At 60.0% G+C, this 19,148-nt stretch carries 17 protein-coding genes; 3 read left to right on the plus strand and 14 right to left on the minus strand.

The genetic code is table 11. The features are described 5' to 3' along the window. Positions 1-3: 3 nt before the first annotated feature. The 14 genes from Z945_RS0100185 to Z945_RS0100250 all read right to left on the minus strand — a co-directional run bounded on the left by Z945_RS0100185 (position 4) and on the right by Z945_RS0100250 (position 15,027). Positions 4-735, minus strand: a complete 732-nt coding sequence (locus Z945_RS0100185; protein ID WP_025050106.1) for an SDR family NAD(P)-dependent oxidoreductase — start codon at positions 733-735, stop codon at positions 4-6. Beyond that, positions 732-1,301 carry a DUF3833 family protein gene (locus Z945_RS0100190; protein WP_025050107.1) on the minus strand — a complete coding sequence of 190 codons (570 nt, stop codon included), beginning with the start codon at positions 1,299-1,301 and terminating at the stop codon, positions 732-734. Before Z945_RS0100190 ends, Z945_RS0100185 begins: the two co-directional genes overlap by 4 nt. Then, positions 1,301-2,536, minus strand: a complete 1,236-nt coding sequence (locus tag Z945_RS0100195; RefSeq protein ID WP_025050108.1) for an MFS transporter — start codon at positions 2,534-2,536, stop codon at positions 1,301-1,303. The genes Z945_RS0100190 and Z945_RS0100195 overlap by 1 nt, the downstream gene beginning before the upstream one ends. Further along, a complete protein-coding gene (locus tag Z945_RS0100200; protein WP_025050109.1) occupies positions 2,536-3,294 on the minus strand; it encodes a DUF1365 domain-containing protein in 759 nt (252 codons plus the stop codon). Before Z945_RS0100200 ends, Z945_RS0100195 begins: the two co-directional genes overlap by 1 nt. After that, positions 3,291-4,607, minus strand: coding sequence for an NAD(P)/FAD-dependent oxidoreductase (locus tag Z945_RS0100205; protein ID WP_025050110.1), 1,317 nt, complete (start codon positions 4,605-4,607; stop codon positions 3,291-3,293). The genes Z945_RS0100200 and Z945_RS0100205 overlap by 4 nt, the downstream gene beginning before the upstream one ends. A gap of 116 nt (positions 4,608-4,723) precedes the next feature. Beyond that, positions 4,724-5,965 carry a DNA recombination protein RmuC gene (locus Z945_RS0100210; RefSeq protein ID WP_025050111.1) on the minus strand — a complete coding sequence of 414 codons (1,242 nt, stop codon included), beginning with the start codon at positions 5,963-5,965 and terminating at the stop codon, positions 4,724-4,726. After that, positions 5,962-7,797 carry a DNA mismatch repair endonuclease MutL gene (gene mutL, locus Z945_RS0100215; RefSeq protein WP_025050112.1) on the minus strand — a complete coding sequence of 612 codons (1,836 nt, stop codon included), beginning with the start codon at positions 7,795-7,797 and terminating at the stop codon, positions 5,962-5,964. Before mutL ends, Z945_RS0100210 begins: the two co-directional genes overlap by 4 nt. 76 nt (positions 7,798-7,873) lie before the next feature. Continuing rightward, the gene (locus Z945_RS0100220) at positions 7,874-9,097 is read right to left on the minus strand and encodes a urate hydroxylase PuuD (protein ID WP_025050113.1); all 1,224 of its coding nucleotides are present in this window, start codon (positions 9,095-9,097) and stop codon (positions 7,874-7,876) included. Positions 9,098-9,157: 60 nt separating this feature from the next. Beyond that, on the minus strand, positions 9,158-10,477 hold the full coding sequence (locus tag Z945_RS0100225; protein WP_025050114.1) for a uracil-xanthine permease family protein: 1,320 nt from the start codon (positions 10,475-10,477) through the stop codon (positions 9,158-9,160). Between the two features lie 41 nt (positions 10,478-10,518). Beyond that, positions 10,519-11,016, minus strand: coding sequence for an ureidoglycolate lyase (locus tag Z945_RS0100230; RefSeq protein ID WP_025050115.1), 498 nt, complete (start codon positions 11,014-11,016; stop codon positions 10,519-10,521). Continuing rightward, positions 11,013-11,822 carry a bifunctional allantoicase/(S)-ureidoglycine aminohydrolase gene (locus tag Z945_RS0100235; RefSeq protein ID WP_025050116.1) on the minus strand — a complete coding sequence of 270 codons (810 nt, stop codon included), beginning with the start codon at positions 11,820-11,822 and terminating at the stop codon, positions 11,013-11,015. Before Z945_RS0100235 ends, Z945_RS0100230 begins: the two co-directional genes overlap by 4 nt. Then, positions 11,819-13,234, minus strand: a complete 1,416-nt coding sequence (gene puuE / locus Z945_RS0100240) for an allantoinase PuuE (protein WP_025050117.1) — start codon at positions 13,232-13,234, stop codon at positions 11,819-11,821. The genes Z945_RS0100235 and puuE overlap by 4 nt, the downstream gene beginning before the upstream one ends. 151 nt (positions 13,235-13,385) lie before the next feature. Then, positions 13,386-14,408: a LysM peptidoglycan-binding domain-containing protein gene (locus Z945_RS0100245; RefSeq protein ID WP_025050118.1), complete on the minus strand. Its 1,023-nt coding sequence runs from the start codon at positions 14,406-14,408 to the stop codon at positions 13,386-13,388. Position 14,409: 1 nt separating this feature from the next. Then, a complete protein-coding gene (locus Z945_RS0100250; protein WP_152540993.1) occupies positions 14,410-15,027 on the minus strand; it encodes a rhodanese-like domain-containing protein in 618 nt (205 codons plus the stop codon). A 231-nt stretch (positions 15,028-15,258) separates the two neighbouring features. On the opposite strand from Z945_RS0100250, the gene uraH reads away from it, so the two are divergent. The 3 genes from uraH to Z945_RS0100265 all read left to right on the plus strand — a co-directional run bounded on the left by uraH (position 15,259) and on the right by Z945_RS0100265 (position 19,123). Next, the gene (gene uraH / locus Z945_RS0100255; protein ID WP_025050120.1) at positions 15,259-15,618 is read left to right on the plus strand and encodes a hydroxyisourate hydrolase; all 360 of its coding nucleotides are present in this window, start codon (positions 15,259-15,261) and stop codon (positions 15,616-15,618) included. A 100-nt stretch (positions 15,619-15,718) separates the two neighbouring features. Further along, positions 15,719-16,732: a deoxyribose-phosphate aldolase gene (gene deoC / locus Z945_RS0100260; RefSeq protein ID WP_037970176.1), complete on the plus strand. Its 1,014-nt coding sequence runs from the start codon at positions 15,719-15,721 to the stop codon at positions 16,730-16,732. 48 nt (positions 16,733-16,780) lie between these two features. Next, complete coding sequence (locus Z945_RS0100265; RefSeq protein WP_025050122.1) at positions 16,781-19,123, plus strand: aldehyde dehydrogenase family protein; 2,343 nt, start codon at positions 16,781-16,783, stop codon at positions 19,121-19,123. The last annotated feature ends 25 nt before the right edge of the window (positions 19,124-19,148 follow it).

Consider the following 19,148-nt stretch of genomic DNA (forward strand, 5'->3'; position numbering starts at 1 on the left):
CCGTCAGCTGAAAACGCGGAAATACAGCCAGTCGGGCAGGAACTGGCTGAACCTGAACACCAGCGAAAAGAGCCAGGGAAAGCTCTTCTTGAAGTGGTCCGAACTGATGTGCTCGAACACTTCCTGCGCGGCCTCTTCGGGTTCCATGATGAACGGCATTTTAAAATCGTTCTTGTCGGTAAGCTGGGTCTTGATAAAGCCCGGGTTGATCACCTGCACATCCACACCTGTCTTGCGCAGGTCTGCGTACATACATTCGGCCAGTGACATGGTACCTGCCTTCGACGCGGTATAGGCGATCGAGCCGGGCAAGCCGCGGAAACCCGTCAGGCTTGAGGTGATCACGATATGACCGCGATCGCGGGCCACCATGCCCGGCACCACCTGACCCATCACCCGCATCAGACCGGTAAAATTGATGTCTGCCATTGCATTGGCTTGATCGGCGTCCCATTCCTTGGCCCCGAAAGGCCAGTAAACCCCAGCCAGATGTATCACCCCGTCAACCTCGCCCACCGCTTCGGCAGCGGCTTTGACGCTATCGTTGTCCGAGACGTCCACCACCTGATAGCTCGCTTTGCCCGGCAATTCCGCCACAAGTGCTGCAAGCTTGTCTTCGGATCGCGCCGAGACAATCACCTCCGCACCCGCCCGGCTTAGCTTGTGGGCAACTGCAGCCCCCAGTCCATCGCTCGCACCGACCAGCCAATACCGTTTCGATTTCCACTCTCTCATGTCGTCTCCTTGGGTCTGATCGTTGCAACTAATTCGGCCACTTTGAAACCGTATTTGCGAAACTGGCTGCGGTTCATGATGGCACCGTCAGGGGTGAGATACATCCAATCGATCGTGTTCAGCAGGTGACCACCAGACGTGTCCGGCAACCGGATATCATAACACATCTGCACTGTGCCGCCCGACTGCATGCCCCTGCCGTTACCCGGCACATCATCGGCCTCTGTGATGAAGCTCCCGTCGCTGCCACTGCCCAGCGTGATGATCCACTGGCGGGTCTGCCGGGACCCGTCATTATAGCGAAAGACCTCGTCCATGACGGCCTTGTTGCCTTCCCATGTAATATGGAAGTCAGCGATAAATGTGCTGGTGACGCGACCCAAGGGGCCGAAGATGACGCCTTCACAGACCATGTCGCCGTTCAGATGCTGTTGAATATCGAAAACCGGCCAGCCGTCTTCGTAGTCCGCCGGGGACTGACCGTAAAAGCCGGCCATGCGTTTGCGTATCCAGATCATTAAAGAGGCGAGGCCAGTGCCAATAAGGATCAGTAACAGGCTCTCCATCAACGGTCCTCCAGACCTTTGGCACTGCTCAGCAATGCGATTGCGATCAATTTCAGCGCACAGGGCACCCCTGCATAAAGCAAGACCAGAAGGTGCACCGCTTGTGCTGGGCTTTCGCCGCCGGTGGTCTGCAAACCTGCGCTTTCCAATGCAGGAAGTAAGATGGCAGCAGCCAAAGCCAATGTAAATTTCGAAACAAATGACCAAAGACCGAAGCCTTCTGCCGCCGAAGGCGAGATTTTGGCCATCCGTGTGGCGAACATCGCGGGCAACACCGTAAGGTCCGCGCCAAGCACTGCGCCCGAGGCCACACAGACCACCGCAAAGAGCAGCGCATCCCCCGGCCCCAAAAACAGCGCCCCGCCAAAGGCGATGATACCCAGCACCATCGCAACAAGTAAAACGGGTTTTCCGCCGAAGCGTTCCGCCAACCGACCCCAGACCGGCGCTGCGGCAGCTGCCGACAGGAAAAACAGCAGCAAGAGCGGCCCTTCCCAACCCGGCGATTGCAACGCGATTTCGACATAAAACAAGAACAGGGTCGAGCTGACGGCAACCGGTGCGGCATTGACCAGCGCGATCAACAACAATTTGCGCGCCAAGGGATCACGCAGCACTGTGGCAAAACCGGTTGAGGGTGGCAGGCCGGTCTCTCGCCATTCGCCTATCATGGCCAACCCGGCTGCGATAGCAAGCACCGCAAACCCCACGGCAAACCCTGCAAAGGGTGCACCCATCACAGCGCCCAGCGCCACTGGTGCCACAGACGCCACGCAGACCCCCAAAAGCGCACCGGTTTCGCGCCAACGGGCCAGCGCGAGGTGACCACTGCCCGGCAGGCTGTCAGCCTTGGCGACCCCTTGGGCATAGAAGCATATCGTCAGAAAGCTGAAAGCCGAAAAGACCAGTGTCAGCATCGCGCCGAACCAGATCAACGGGGCCACCGGCGGCGTTATCGCAAAAAGCCCCAGCATCGCGCCCGCCATCACAGAAGCCCCGATGCCCACGGCCAGCCCGCGCCGGTGGCGCAGCTTTTCCGATAGACGGCCGAGCATCGGGTCTTGCACCACATCCAGCAACCGCAGACCAAACAACACAGCGCCAAGGGCGGCAAGCGACACGCCGTATTCATCCACATAGAATTTGGGCGCATGGATATAAATCGGCAGCCCCGCCGCAGACAAAAGGGCTGCGAACAAGGCATAAGACGGAAGGCGCTGTGCCCAAATCGACATCAGCGGCTGATTTCTGAACTAGGCGGCTCGGGACGGGACCGGAAAGGTGCGCCTTTCCACCATAGCTTGAACGCCTGCCAATGGATCAACGCCAGCACGCGGCGCGAACCGAAGGGGCGACGCAGGATGGCCCGCAGAATGGACATATTGCTGATCGGTGTGCGCTTGCCCGTCAGCGTGGCAATCAACCCGCCATTACCCTCGGTGTAGTCAATCCAGATGCCGACCCGACTGTCATTTATATCAAACCGAAAGGTATATCCGCCTTCGACCGGCTGGAACGGGGAGACATGAAAGATTTTGGTCGCGTGCAGTTCATCCGTCGGCAGGATCGGCCGTAGATTATCGTGGGCGCATAGATAGCAATGGCGGTCGCCAAAGGTGTTGCTGACCTCTGCGATCACGGTGATCAAGGCATCCTGTGTGTCGCGGCATAGCCAAAAGCTAACCGGGTTGAACACATGGCCCAGCATCCGCGGCTGCGCCAGCAATTCGATGCGCTGAACGCCCTTGATGCCATGCTCTGCCAGCACCTCTCGCACCCAAGAGGCACCCCTGCCCTGCTTCGCCGCGCCGCCATGGTCGCTGTCATGTAAAGACGCGAGCCCGGCGCGGTTACGACCAAACAGGAATGGCGTTTTCACCGGTGCTTCGGCATCGCACAGCACATAGTCGATCGAGTAGCGAAAAGCGTTTTCCACGGTACCCTTCCGCCCGTGAAATGTCTGTCCGGCGATATGATCGACCGTTTGCATCACTCTGCCGCGATGGCCAGCCTGTCAGCCGCTGTCATCGCGTCGACCACTTCCATTGCAGTGGCCAGACCGTCCTCGTGGAAACCATTGCGCATCCATGCACCGCAGAACCAGGTATTGCGCGTGCCGTTGAACGCAGTCACGTCCTTTTGCGCGGCAAGCGCCGCCAGATCATAGACCGGATGGCGCAGTGTGACCTGATCATAGATCAGATCCTCGCGGATGGTCCGCTTGGTGTTCAGGGTCACGAAATGCGGATCATCCATCGGAATAGGTTGCAGCGAATTCATCCAATAGGTCAAATCAATGCGGTCTGAGGCTGCATTGCTGTCTTCGGTATAGACCCAGGATGCCCATGTTTTGCGCCGCTTTGGCATGACAGAGGCATCAGCATGCAGCACAATATCGTTGGGCTGGTATCTGACCGCCCCCAAGGCGCGGCTTTCCTCGGCGCTGGGGTCGGACAGCAGCGCCAACGTGTCGTCGGAATGGGTGGCAAAGATCACCTCGTCATAGTGGGTCCAGTCGCCGCCCTTGGCCTTCACTTCGACCCCGGTAGCGACACGGCGCACGGCATCAATGGGGGCATTCAAACGGATGTTGACACCCTTGCCGCGCATCGCTGCCTCCAGCCGCGTGACATAGGACTGGGATCCCCCCTCAACCGTGTACCACTGGTGCTGGCCCGAATACCCCAACAACGCGTGGTTCTCAAAGAACTGCACCATCGCATGGGCAGGAAAATCCATGATTTTCTCGGTAGGTGTGGACCAGATCGCACCGGAAAGAGGGGAAAGGTAGTAATTGCGGAAGTAGTTGCCCATCCCCAATACATTAAGGAATTCTCCGATGGTCAGGCTCTTGTCCTCGGCCACGCGCAGGGCGTTGTTGTTGAATTTCACGATGTCGCGGATCATGCGCAGGAAACCCGGGTTCAGCAGGTTCTTCTTTTGCGCAAAAATCGCGTCGATGCTGGTCAGCGCATATTCAAAGCGCCCCCCGTCGATCGAGGCACCAAAGCTCATGTTCGATTTCACCACCGGCACGTCAAGCTCGGCAAAAAGCGCCGCAAGGTGCGGGTAATTGGCATAGTTGAACACGATGAAACCGGTATCGACGGGCTGATCGCCGCGTTTGCCTGCCATCACGGTCCGTGCATGACCTCCCAGCCTGTGACCTGCTTCGAACAGGGTCACATTGTGGCTGTCTGCAAGCCGGTGGGCCGCGCCCATTCCAGTAATGCCAGCGCCGATCACAGCGATATTTCGGCGCGGGTGAAGCCCTCGCGGTGCGAGGGTCGAAGGATGGCTCGGCATAGAGTTTGATTGTCCTGTAAAGTTCGGGTGGGTGGGAGGTAGTACGGTGAACTCACGAGGCCAGTCACAAAAAGGTTGCACACGGATGTCGTCTTTATCGATTGCCTGTCTTTGACCTAGTCCAGTGGCTTGGTCAGTGGCACGACAGCGGTGGGCGATTTATCCTCGGTCAGCTCTTCAAAATCGAAGTTGTGCAGCCGGCCTGCGCGTTTTGCCGCCTTCTCACTACTGATCATGATCTCGTCCACGTCTTTGCGGGCCTGGCCGAAATGACGGTCCAGATTGCCGACCCGTGTCACCAACCGCTCCACGTCATCATGCAGCATGCCAAGCTCCTTGCGGATCGCTCCGGCCTGCTCGCGCATCCTTGCGTCCTTGAGGATCGCCCGCATGGTGTTCAGCGTGGCCATGCAGGTGGTCGGCGACACGATCCACACCCGCGCGTCAAAGCCTGCGCGCACCACGTCGGGCAAACGGGCGTGCAGTTCGGCGTAAACCGCCTCGGACGGCAGGAACATCAATGCGCCATCTGCCGTTTCGCCTTCAATGATATATTTCTCGGAAATTGCCTTGATATGCACCCGTACTGCCGCACCGAACGCCCGCAAGGCGCGTTGCTGGTCTTCCTTGCCTTCGGCGGAGGCCAATGCCTCGAATGCCTCGAACGGAAACTTGGCGTCAATAACGATAGGCCCCGGCGGGTTCGGCAGATGCACCAGACAATCGGCGCGTTTGCCGTTGGACAGGGTGTGCTGAAACTCGAAACTATTCGGCGGCAGCGCCTTTGAGACAATATCATTCAGCTGGATCTCACCGAACATCCCGCGCCGCTGCTTGTTGCTGAGAATGTCCTGCAAGGACAGCACGTCGCCGGACAGCTTGGTGATGTTGTCCTGCGCCTTGTCGATGGCCGCCAGCCGTTCTTGCAATTGCGTCAGGCTGGTGGTGGTTTGCTTAGATGATCCATGCAGGGTCGCGTTCATGCGTTCCTGCATCTCGGCCAGCGAGCGTGCCGAGCGGGCCGCATTGTCGGCCAGACGGTCCTGCATATTCTGCTGCACAGCGGCCAGCCGCGCCTCCATGCTTTGCACCAATTGCGCCTGCGCATTGGCCTGGGTGTCCGACACGGTTTGCAAACCGCCGCGCAGTTGTTCCTGTCCCGCACCCAACTGTTGCACATGGCTGCCAAGGACTTGCATGTGCTGGCCCAAGGGGGCCGCCATCCGCGCCGATTTCCCCGCCGCCCGGATTGCCATGACCAGCAAAGCGAGGATCAGAAGCACCATGGCCCCCGCGACAAGCACCACGATGACGATGGGATCATCGAAGCTGTAATTCTGTTCGCCAATCTGGATCATGTGCGCCCGAAAAGCCGTTCAATGTCGGCCAGCTTGAGTTCAACGTAAGTAGGCCGTCCGTGGTTGCATTGCCCTGAATGCGGCGTCGCCTCCATCTCGCGCAAAAGCGCGTTCATCTCTTCGGCCCGCATCCGGCGGCCGGACCGGATGGACCCGTGACAGGCAATGCGGCTGAGGATCGCTTCGATCTTGGCTTGCAGCAGGTTGCTGTCGTTCTGGTCGGCCAATTCATCAAGAATATCCAGCAACAGCGCGCGGGCATTGACCTCGCCCAGAATGGCGGGGGTTTCGCGCACTGCGACGGCGCTGCCGCCGAAGGCTTCCAGCCCCAGACCAAAGCGGGCGAGATCATCCGCGAGACCTAGAAGGAGCGCGCAATCATTAGCCGAAAGCTCGACGATTTCGGGGATCAGCAGGGCCTGCGCGGCGACACCGTTCTCGGCCATCTGGCGCTTGAGTTTTTCGTAAACCAGCCGTTCGTGCGCTGCGTGTTGGTCCACCAGCACCATGCCTGTGGCGGTCTGGGCGATGATGTAATTTTCGTGCACCTGCCCGCGCGCCGTGCCCAGCGGAAATTCCTCTTCCGCCGTTTCCACGACATCTTCGGCGGGCATATCAACGCGACCCCATACGCCTGCGGTCTCTGCAAATCCCGGTGCCTGCGCTCCATAAGCCGCAGTGCGCGCGCCCAGCGAGGGGCGATCCATCTGGTAGATCCGCGCGCCTGTCGGCTCCGGCTGCATCGCACCCAACGTGGCATCTGCCACGGTGCTCGAGGCCCGGTGGCCTGCGTTGGCCAGCGCGTGCCGCAGGGCCGATACAATCAGCCCGCGTGCCAGACCGGGATCGCGAAAGCGCACTTCGGACTTGGCGGGATGCACGTTCACATCCACCAGATTCGGATCACAGTCCAAAAACAGCGCCGCCGCCGGATGGCGGTCGCGGCTGAGGAAATCGAAATAGGCACCGCGCAATGCACCGACCAACAGCTTGTCGCGCACAGCCCGGCCGTTCACGAAGAGATACTGCGCCACCGCAGAGCCGCGCGAATAGGTCGGCAAAGCGGCAAAACCAGTGAGGTGCAGCCCCTCACGCTCCGCGTCAATCGGCAGGGCATTGTCAGCAAATTCGCGACCCAACACCTGTGCCAGCCGCCCTTGCAGCGCGTCAAACAGATCGCCCTGTTCGGCACCCACACGAAACACATCGCGGCCCGCGCCTTCGCCAGAAACATCGCGCAAGGTAAATTGCACAAAAGGCTCTGCCATCGCCAGACGTTTGATCACATCGCCAATCGCCTGTGCTTCGGCACGGTCTGTCCGCAGAAATTTCAGCCGTGCTGGCGTGGCAAAAAACAGATCGCGCAAGGTAACGACCGTCCCGCCGTTAAGCGCGGCTGGCCGCACCGTGCCAAGCTGGCCACCTTTCACTGCAATCTCTGCCCCGTCGTATCCGGCCGCCCGGCTGCAAATCCCCAACCGCCCGACAGCCCCAAGCGAAGGCAGTGCCTCCCCCCGGAAACCGAAGGTGTGGATGTTCAGCAGATCAGAACCATCAATCTTGGAGGTCGCATGGCGCGACAGCGCCAGTGTCAGATCACCCGGCGCAATGCCGCAGCCGTCGTCGGTCACGCGGATCAGGGTTTTGCCCCCATCGGCGTATTCAACGGTGATGCGCGTGGCACCCGCGTCGATGGCGTTCTCGACCAATTCCTTGACCGCTGACGCGGGGCGTTCGACCACTTCGCCTGCGGCGATCCGGTTGATCGCCCCTTCATCAAGCTGACGGATGACCGGTTGTGTTTCGCTTATATTGGGGTTGGGGTATGCCATGGCGCTAGACCTAGCATGGCTGCACTTCGGACAGAACCCGATTCTTGCGCCTTCGCAGCCAAGATGTGGCGCTTTTTCAGCCGCCCGTCGCGGCCCTGTACCAGGCGACGATCTGCGCCCGCTCGGCCTCTTGCATGTAGCTCAGGTTCGCGGGCGGCATCGCATGGGTCAGCCCGGATTGCAGGTAGATCTGCTTGGCGGCCATGGCGATCTGGTATTCCGTCTCCAGCCGCACGCCCTTGGGGGGCCAGTGCATCCCTTCCCACGCAGGCTCTGCCGCGTGGCACATGGAACAGCGGCCTGTGACGATGTCCTTGACCGTGTCAAAACCTTCGGCCTGGGCAAATCGTACCGCGCCCCCCTGCGCCTCGACCGGCTCCGCTGCACGGAACATCGGCGCGGTGGACAGCCACATGATGACGATGAAGATCAGCGCCGTGACCAGCCACGTCCAGATCGGATCACCTTTGCGGGCATGCACCGAATTGAAGTAATGCCGGATCGTCACACCCATCAGGAACACCAGCGATGCGATGATCCAGTTCGCTTCGGAGGCGAAGGCCAGCGGGTAGTGATTGCTGAGCATCAAAAAGATTACCGGCAGCGTCAGGTAGTTGTTGTGCGTGCTGCGCTGCTTGGCGATTTTGCCATATTTCGCATCAGGCGTGCGGCCTGCTTGCAGGTCCGCGACGACGATGCGTTGGTTGGGCATGATGGTGAAGAACACGTTGCCCGACATGATCGTGGCCGTGAAGGCCCCAAGGTGCAGCAGCGCGGCGCGGCCCGAGAACACCGACGTATAGAAATAGGCCATCCCCACGAGGATCAGATAGAGCAGCACCATCAGGCGCGTGTTGTCATCGCCGAACCTGCTTTTGCAAATCTGGTCATAGGCGACCCAGCCAAAAGCCAGTGAGGCCAACGAGATAAAGATCGCCGTTGGGATGCCGATATCCGCAATCGCGGGATCAACCAGATAGAAGGTCGCGCCGAAGTAATAGACGAGGATCAATAGGGCGAAGCCCGACAGCCATGTCGCATAGCTTTCCCATTTGAACCAGACCAGATGGTCCGGCATGTTGTCGGGTGCAATCAGGTATTTCTGAATGTGATAGAACCCGCCGCCATGCACCTGCCATTCCTCACCATCCGCCCCGCTGGCCAGGTTGCGGTCGCGGTGCAGACCCAGATCCAGGGCGATAAAATAGAACGACGATCCGATCCATGCGATGGCCACGATCACATGGGTCCAGCGGACCGCAAATTCGATCCATGAGGACATGGCAGCAAGGTCGTACATAGGTGCGCTTTCTCAGGTCACGTTTGAAAGGGCCGCAATTGGCGGTGTATGCTCTTTGGATCAGACCTCGTCGGGCAACACAAGGTTCAGACAGATCGCCACAAGCGCCGTCGGTGCCACCGCGGAAGTCGCCAGCGTTTTGACCACACCGGGCAAATATTGTACCGCCGATGGCACAAGGTTCAGGCCAAGCCCGGCGGCCAGGGATACCGCCATGATCACCATATTGCGTCGGTTCATCTCGACATCGGCCAGCATATTCAGGCCTGCCGCCGCGACCATGCCGAACATCACGATCACTCCGCCGCCCAGCACCGGCAAGGGCATGGAGGCGATGACCGCGCCGATCTTGGGCACCAACCCGCAAATAATCAGGACAATCGCGCCAATCGTCACCACATGGCGCGACATGATGCCGGTCATGCCGACGATGCCCACATTCTGGCTGAACGAAGTGTTGGGCAGACCGCCAAAGACACCCGCCACGGCGGTGCCAAGACCATCGGCATAGGTCGCGCCGGCGATTTCCTCCTCTGTGGCCTCGCGGCCCGCGCCCGCTTTGGTGGTGGCAGATGTATCGCCCACTGTTTCAATTGCGGAGACAACCGACACCAGTGTCACGGCGATGACAGCACCCAACGAAAACTCGAATCCATATGGCAAAGGCGCGATGCCGGTGATCCAGCTGGCATTGGCGACAGGGGCAAAGTTCACCATGCCAAACGCCAGCGCCACCAGATAGCCGACGATCAGGCCGATCAGGATGGCGGCATTGCTGGTGGTGCCTTTGGTAAAGAACTTGAGCACCAAGGCGACGATCACCACCGTCAGGGCCACGGTCCAATGCATCAAAGAGCCAAAGCTCTCGGCCTCCATCTGGAAAGTCGCGGCACCACCGGCGGCATATTTGATCGCTACGGGGATCAGGTACAGGCCGATGGCCAGAATCACCAAACCGGTGATCAGCGGCGGGAACAACCAGCGCAGCTTGCCAATCACCGCGCCCAGCGCAAAGTGGATGACACCCGCGATGATACAGGCGGTCAGCGCCACGCTTAACCCTTGGGTCGCGGCGATTCCCGCCAGCACGCCGACAAAGGCGAAACTGGTCCCCTGCATGATCGGCAGCCGGGCACCGATGGGGCCGATACCGATCGTCTGGAACAGCGTCGCAATGCCCGCAAACAGCATGGCCATCTGGATCAGATAGACCTGCTCCGCCCCGCCAAAGGCAAGGCCCGCAGCGCCGGCCACGATGATAGACGGTGTCACATTGGACGCAAACATCGCCAACACATGCTGGACCCCCAGCGGAATGGCCTGCGCCAAAGGCGGCGTTACATCAGGATCGCGGTACGCGCCCGTGGTCATCTCTGTCATTGGTTATGTCCCTGTCGTTTTATGCGTGCCTATTTTTTAGGCTATGCCGAAGTAGGGACCACAACATACGGCGGATCAAGCAAAACCTCTTCCAGATTGGCACTATTGCCTATTCTGTCGACAACAGCGAAGACGCCCGGTGCAAAAAGTGGCGTTAGAACACCGTGCCAGATGTTGCGGTGAAAGTTGATGCCCTGATGCGGGGCGGTCAGAAAGGCGCGCGGCTTGGCGGGGGTGCCATTGGCATCTGGCGCGACAATCACCAGAAACGGATGCCCGGTCATCGGCAGAAAGGCTTGGGAGCCTTCCGGATGCCGCTCCATCAGCGTGAGGGTGTAGGGCAAGCTGCGGGGCTCGGCGTTGAAAATGCTGATGCCCGCGCGGCCTTCTGGCCCGAAATCAAGTCGTGCGCGGTCGTGGTGACGCCCGCAAAGTCCCTCATTGATAATCTTGTCCGGTGTGCCGCTGGCATCCAGCACGTCACCGAAGGGCGCAAAGGCCTCTACCGTCAGGGGTTCGGCTGTGATCTCGCGGGTCACAGCGGCATATGACGGTTCACGTCCTTATAGAGAAGATAGCGAAACAGTTCGTCCCCGGTTGCGATACAGGCCTGCGGACAAAAGGCACGCAGCCACATGAAATCGCCGGGACCGACCGGCACCCAGTCCTTGTTCAGCAGATAATCCGCCGTGCCTTGCAACACATACAGCCCGTGTTCCATCACATGGGTCTCAGCAAAGGGGATGCGCCCGCCGGGCTGGAAGGTCACAATGTTGACGTGCATATCATGACGCAGATCGGTGGGCTCGACAAAGCGCGTCGTCGCCCAGACACCATCGCAATCGGGCATAACGATCGGGGCGGTTTCCTGATCCGAGGTGACAAAGGCCTGCGGCAGGTCCACGCCCTCAGCCTCGACATAGCGTTTGCGGACCCAGTGAAACTCGGCCTTTTCATCGCCATCGTTCCAGATGGTCCAGACCGCACCCGGCGGGATATAGGCATAGCCGCCCGCCCCCATCTTGTGCTTTGCCCCGTCAATGTTCAGCGTCAATGCACCGCTCGCAACAAGGATCACGGACTGCGCTTCGGGGTCGACTTCCGGTGCATCTGTCCCGCCTTGCGGGGCCAGTTCCACAGCATATTGCGAAAATGTCTCGGCGAACCCGCTGAGCGGCCGCGCCAACACCCACATGCGCATGCCCTTCCAACCCGGCAGAAAGCTGGTGACAATGTCGCGCTGTGTGAGTGCAGGGATCACCGCATAGGCATCCGTGAAAACTGCAGTGCCTTCGGGATTGACCGATTGATCCGGCAGGCCGCCGGGCGGGAAAGCGTAGCTCAAAACATATCCTCCAGCCGTAGACGCGCAATGCGTTCGACCTGTTTGCAGGCGGTGATGAATTCCACCGCCGTTTCATTCTCCAAGCGTTGGGTGAAAGCCCGCAGAATGCCCGCCTTGTCGTGATCCTTGACCGCGATTATGAAAGGAAACCCGTGCTTGGCCACATAGGCCGCGTTCAGATCTGAGAACTGCTGGCGCTCTGCATCGGTCAGCGCATCCAGACCGGCGCTAGACTGCTCGGCGGTGCTTTCTGCCGTCAGCCGTTTTGCCGCCGCCAGCTTGCCCGCCAAATCGGGGTGGGCTGTCAGCACGCCCAACCGCTCGGCCCGGCTTGCGGACCGAAACATCCGGACCAAGGCATTGTGCAGTCCTGCGGCGCTGTCATGGGCGGGACCAAGCTCAAGCTCAAAGGCGCGTTCGGCGATCCAGGGCGAATGCTCGAAGATGCCTCCGAACCGGGTCACAAATTCGTCTCGCGCCATTCTGCTGGAGCGCAGACCCCGTGCGGTGGGTGCGTGGACGCTGCGCCAATGATCTGCAATCTCGATCCGGCGCGGCGTCCAGACGCCCTCGAACCCTTTAATATAGTCGATGAAGCGTCGCAACGCCTGCACACGGCCCGGACGACCGACCAACCGGCAATGCAGGCCCACCGACATCATCTTGGCCGCACCCTCGACCCCTTCGGCATAAAGCGCATCAAAGGTGTCGCGCAGATAGTTGAAAAACTGATCGCCTGCATTGAAACCCTGCGGTGTGGCAAAGCGCATATCGTTGCAGTCAAGCGTATAGGGGATGATCAACTGCTCACGCCCGCCCGCTTCCATCCAGTACGGCAGATCATCATCATAGGTGTCTGAAATGTAATCAAACGCGCCCGTTTCAGCCGCCAGCGCCACGGTGTTTACCGACGTCCGCCCGCAATACCACCCCTTCGGTGCGTGACCTGTCACCTCGGTGTGCAGGCGGATTGCCTCGGCCATATCGGCGCTTTCGGCCTGCGCATCGTGGTCTTTGTAGTCGATCCATTTCAACCCGTGACTGGCGATTTCCCAGCCTGCATCCTGCATCGCCTCGACTTGGTCGGGTGCCCGCGCAAGTGCCGATGCGACGCCATAGACCGTCGGCTTGATCCCTGCCTGTGTGAACAGACGGTGCAACCGCCAGAACCCGGCGCGTGCGCCGTAGTCATAGATGCTTTCCATATTCCAATGCCGTTGGCCGGGCCAGGCGGCAGCGCCCACAATCTCGGACAAGAATGCCTCCGACGCGGCATCCCCGTGCAGCAGGCAATTTTCGCCGCCTTCTTCGTAATTCACCACAAACTGGACCGCGATCCGTGCGCCGCCGGGCCATGCAGCATCAGGCGGGTTTGCCCCGTAGCCGCGAAAATCTCTGGGATATCTGTTCATCTGCCGGTCCTGCCTGTGCCTTTACACCAGCTTGCACGGAACGGGTCGACGCTTCAATCCATGCGGTGATGCCCCGGCCCCAAAACGCAAGCGGGCCGCCAATGGGAGACGACCCGCTGCCGATCCGGCTGCTGCAACTGTGTTTATTATTTTACTGAGGGATTGTTAGTCGCTGGCCGGTCCGTATCTCTGTTGGCGAGGTCAAGACCTCTGCGTTCGCCGACAGGATGCGCGTATAGGCATCAGGTCGGCCGTAAAATTGCATGGCGATATAGGCAAGGCTGTCGCCGGGGCGCACCGCATAGGTACGCTGGCCGTTTATCTTCTGTGTCGTCGCGTTTGAGGCTGCAAAAACGCGTCGGCTCATCTGGCGGGCGGCTTCGCGGCTTGCAAAGGTTGCCTCTTGCATGAGGGCGCTCTGGATCAGGCTGAACAGCATGGTGTCTGCGTCCATCTGCCCTTCCGGCGTGCTGAACGAAGCGGGGATGGTCAGTGCCCCCTGTTCGGCTGCGGCGGAAAGCAATGCATCGGCGTTGAGGCTGCTGGCCTCGCCATTATTCAAGGTCAGCGCCAGACGGCCGAACCCTTCGGCGTCTTTCTCGGCAATTGTATAGGAACCGGCGAGCACTGCCGCGCGCAGTGCTAGCATCGTCTCACTGCCTAGAATGCTTTGCGCTGCCATCAGGGGCTGAGGTTTGTCCTGCGGGGCCGCTTCCGCGGACAGGGCAGTCGCAATTTCCTGTTGGTGCAGCGCAGTGGTAGAGGTCAGATCGGGCGATTGCTGGCGCGTAACGGACTGCGCATCATTATTTCGAGTCCCGGCAACCTCCTGCGGTCCGGCGATTGACAGGGCGAGGGCCACACCCAGCGCAAAGGTCACCACGCCGATCGCCACGACCGCGGTGATCGGGCCTCCTGATGGCAGGCGCGAAAGCCACGCTTGCCCCTGCGCAGGCAAAGCGATTTGCAGCCTTTGTCGCAGCGGAGTTGATTTTGGCTCAGGCTGCTCTTCAATTGACTGCCTGTCAGCCGCTGCCTTGGCGCGGCGTTCGACAATCGCTTGATAGCGGGCTTGCACAATCGCCCGCGTATTTGGCTTTTGCTTGACTGTTTCAGGCAGCACGTAGCTGTCAAATGTGATGGTTGGCGTGACAGGGTCTTCCATCTTGGTCATGTCAGGATTGCCCTTCGTCGATATTCAGACCCAGTGTGGCCCAGACCAGCATGCCACCGCGATACTGGCTCAGCTTCTCGGGTGGAAAGCCTGCTGCCAGCATATAGGTGACCAAGAGAGTGCCGGCTGAATCCAGCGGGCCATTGTCGTAGACCAGCAAATCCGGTGCGTCAGCAAAGTTGTAGACGCCATCAAATTCTCGCGCACCGAGCGCAATTAGAATCTCCGAGCGCATGGTGCTGCCCGGCACGACAGCGGTGTGGGGCAGGTTCACAGTGCCGGGAATATAGCCTTTGGCGCGGTTTAGGGGGGAGCGCGCATCGACCATCAGGCCGGTGCTGTCTTGCACCTTGTTACCGAGGAAGGTCAGCACCTCCATCTCGCCCAGCGTTGCTATGCCGTCGGGTCCCTGAATCGGGTCGATGCACGGTCCATCACAGGCCCCGTGCGTTGCCCCGAAACGCGCCGCGATATCAGGCGCAGGCGCATCGCGATGGATCGTCACAGTTGCACCATTGAAGGTAAAAGAGGCGGCGACTGCTGCTCTTTGGTCCTGCGCGGCCACGATAGATGTAAAAAAGACAAGAGCCGCGAAAGCCCCCGTCATCCAGCTTGGCATTGCATCCCCCAGACAAAATACCTGATATTGTGTGTTTAAATGATAGAGCACACATCTCTTGGTTGTTCGCCTTTATAAGCAAGGGATGATTCGCAGGTCAAAGCAAAAACGAATCGCTGTATGAAAAACTGCGAATCAGCTGAAGAATAATTCTTTGCGCTTGGATTGTTCCCTTTTGGCGTGAAAGTTTAAGTGTGGCGACCTGCAGAACAAGAGTGAAGGAGAAAGACGATGGCCGAAGGTTACCTGACCACCCATGTGCTGGACACCGCGCGTGGCATGCCCGCGGCGGATCTGAAGATCACGCTGTACCGGATCGAGGGGGAGACACGGACCAAGCTTGCCGAAATGCGCACCAATGCGGATGGGCGCACGGACAGCCCCATACTGCCTGCAGACGCTTTTCACACCGGCACATACGAGCTTGTGTTCGAAGCCGGTGCCTATCTCGACGCCAATGGCACCTCTGCCGAAGACCCGCGTTTTCTCGACGTGATCCCGCTGCGCTTTGGAATCTCTGACTCTCAAGCGCATTACCATGTGCCCTTGCTTCTGTCGCCGTTCGGCTATTCGACCTATCGCGGTTCGTGACGCGAGGCAGGACAAAGTCCCCTTCCCTCGCGCCAACCGCGCTTGCCAAAACCCTTGAGAGCATGGCACCCTGCGGCCTCTGATCCCACAGGAGACGTCGATGACCGCCCCCCTGAACCCGCAAACATCTAGCGATACCAGCACAGAGCAAACGCACCTGCCGCAGGTAACCGAAATGCGCAATCCCGGCCTGCCGCTGGATTTGAATTGGGTGCTGAGCGCGCAGGCAAATACATCGGCCATCGAACGGCGGGCGGGCAACATCGCGGCACGGCGGTCAGTGAAAAAGGCGCATCAGGCGGCGTGGCTATTGCGGGCTGTGACCTGCATTGATCTGACAACGCTATCCGGCGACGATACAGCGCGGCGTGTGGAACGGCTTTGTGCAAAAGCACGGCAGCCGGTTGCCCCCGCGCTGCTTGACGCGCTCGGGATGGGGCCGATCACGACAGGCGCTGTCTGCGTCTATCACGAGATGATCCCTCCAGCCGTTGCCGCGCTCGCTGGCACCGGCATTCCCGTGGCGGCGGTTTCGACCGGATTTCCGGCTGGGCTTTCTCCGTTCCCGCTGCGTTTGAAAGAGATCGAAATGAGCGTGGCCGATGGGGCCGCTGAAATCGACATTGTGATCTCGCGCCGCCATGTGCTGTCAGGCAATTGGCAGGCCCTTTATGACGAGATGTCAGCGATGCGCGCGGCCTGCGGTGATGCGCATGTAAAGGCGATTCTTGCCACAGGCGAGTTGGGCTCGTTGCGCAATGTGGCACGGGCGTCACTGGTGTGCATGATGGCGGGCGCAGATTTCATCAAGACGTCGACGGGTAAGGAAAGCGTGAATGCCACGCTGCCCGTGTCGCTGGTGATGATCCGGGCGATCCGCGATTATTACGACCGGACGGGGATACGCGTAGGCTACAAGCCAGCGGGCGGAATATCGAAGGCGAAGGATGCGGTCACCTATCTTGCACTGATGAAGGAAGAACTGGGGGACCGTTGGCTGCGCCCGGACCTCTTCCGCTTTGGCGCGTCATCGCTTCTCAATGATATCGAGCGGCAGTTGGAGCATCATGTGACTGGTCATTATTCCGCAGGATACCGCCATGCCAGCAGTTGATGCGCGTAAAGCAGGCGGTGTGTCGGGTATTTTTAAAAGGGTGAAACCATGAGTGTCGCTGATATTTTCGAGACGATGGACTATGGGCAGGCGCCGGAATCAGCCGCTGAGGCCTTGGCGTGGATTGTCGATCAGGGCGGCCGTTTCGGGCATTTTATTGACGGTGTTTACACGCCTCCCGGTGCCGGGTTTGAAAGCCGCAATCCCGCGACGGGGGACGTGCTGGCCACTTTGTCCCAGGCGACACAGGAGGATGTAGATGCCGCCGTGAAAGCGGCCCGTAAGGCACAGTCAGACTGGGCCGCTCAAGGGGGACACGGGCGCGCAAAGATGCTCTATGCGATTGCGCGGTTGTTGCAGAAACATGCGCGATTGTTCGCCGTGCTGGAGGTGCTGGACAACGGCAAGCCGATCCGTGAAGCGCGTGACATTGATGTGCCTTTGGCGCAGCGGCATTTCTATTATCATGCCGGTATGGCGCAGCTGATGGCGGCCGAGCTGCCGGAGCGGGAGGCTTTGGGCGTGTGCGGGCAGATCATCCCGTGGAACTTCCCGCTGTTGATGTTGGCCTGGAAAGTGGCCCCGGCGCTGGCGATGGGCAATACGGTTGTGTTGAAGCCGGCGGAGTACACTTCGCTGACGGCATTGTTGTTTGCGGACATTTGCAGACAGGCGGGTGTGCCCAAAGGTGTGGTCAACATCGTGACCGGCGATGGCGCAGTGGGCGAAATGATTGTGGCTGCCGAGGTAGACAAAATTGCATTCACCGGCTCAACCACCGTGGGGCAGCGCATTCGCGAGGTCACCGCGGGCAGTGGCAAGGCGCTGACCCTGGAGCTGGGCGGCAAGTCCCCCTACATCGTGTTCGATGATGCCGATCTGGACAGTGCCGTTGAGGGTCTGGTTGACGCGATCTGGTTCAATCAGGGGCAGGTCTGCTGCGCAGGCTCGCGCTTGCTGGTGCACGAACCTGTCGCGGATCTGTTCTACGCCAAACTGCGGGCGCGGATGGACAAACTGCGCGTCGGCTCTCCCTTGGACAAAAGCATTGATGTGGGTGCCATGGTCGACCCGGTGCAGGTGAGCGCGGTGAGCGAGATGGTTGCGCAGCATACTGGCGGCGAGACCCATGTGGCCGCGACCGATGTGCCGCAGGACGGGTGTTTCTATCCGCCGACTTTGATCACCGGGCTGAACCCCGCCGATACGCTGATGCAGGAAGAAATCTTTGGGCCTGTGCTGGTTTCTACCACCTTCCGCACCCCTGCGGAGGCGGTGCAACTGGCCAACAACACGCGCTACGGGCTGGCCGCGACGGTCTGGTCCGAGAACATCAATCTGGCGCTGGACATCGCGCCCAAACTGGCCGCAGGCATCGTCTGGGTGAATGGCACCAATCTGATGGACGCGGCTGCGGGTTTTGGCGGGGTGCGCGAAAGCGGTTTTGGACGTGAAGGTGGCTGGGAAGGTTTAAGTGCCTATACCAAGCCGAAGGGGGCGGCAAAACCGCTCAAGCAGATCACCGCATCTGCGGGTGATGGCGGCCCGGCAGAGGGGATCGACCGGACGGCCAAGCTCTATATCGGGGGCAAGCAGTCGCGGCCCGACGGCGGATACTCCGCGCCGGTCTATGGCAAGTCGGGCAAGCTGCTGGGTCATGCCAGCCTCGCCAACCGCAAGGATGTGCGCAATGCCGTAGAAGCGGCGCAGGCTGCCAAAGGCTGGAGCAAGGCAACCGGGCATTTGCGGGCGCAGATCCTCTATTACATCGCCGAAAACCTCGATGCACGGGCAGAGGAATTCGCGGAGCGTCTGAATACGATGCAAGGCGGACGGGCCGGTATGAAAGAGGTCGAGGCCAGTATACGGCGGCTCTTTACCTACGCCGCATGGGCCGACAAATTCGATGGCCAGGTCCACGGCGTCCCGATCCGAGGCGTGGCGATGGCGATGAAGGAACCTGTGGGTGTGATTGGCGCGCTGTGTCCGGCAGAGGTGCCGCTGCTGGGTCTGGTTTCCTGCATGGCCCCCGCTATTGCGATGGGCAATCGTGTGATCCTCGCCGCGTCGGAGCCGTTTCCACTGGCCGCGACGGATTTCGTTCAGGTGCTAGAGACCTCTGATGTGCCCGCCGGTGTGGTCAATATCCTGACCGGCCCGCAGGCAGATGTGGCAGAGCCGATGGCGCGACATATGGATGTCGATGCGGTCTGGAGTTTTGGCACCGCAGGATTGAGCGAAGTTGTAGAGCGCGGATCGGCGAGCAACCTCAAGCGGACATGGGTTAACAACGGTGTCGCGCGGGATTGGCTGGGCAACGCGGGCGAGGGTCGGACGTTCCTGGAAGCTGCAACAGAGGTCAAAAACATCTGGGTGCCTTACGGCGAATAGGGATCGGATTGGTTTCATCGATAAG

The organism is Sulfitobacter noctilucae (assembly GCF_000622365.1).
Classification (GTDB): domain Bacteria; phylum Pseudomonadota; class Alphaproteobacteria; order Rhodobacterales; family Rhodobacteraceae; genus Sulfitobacter; species Sulfitobacter noctilucae.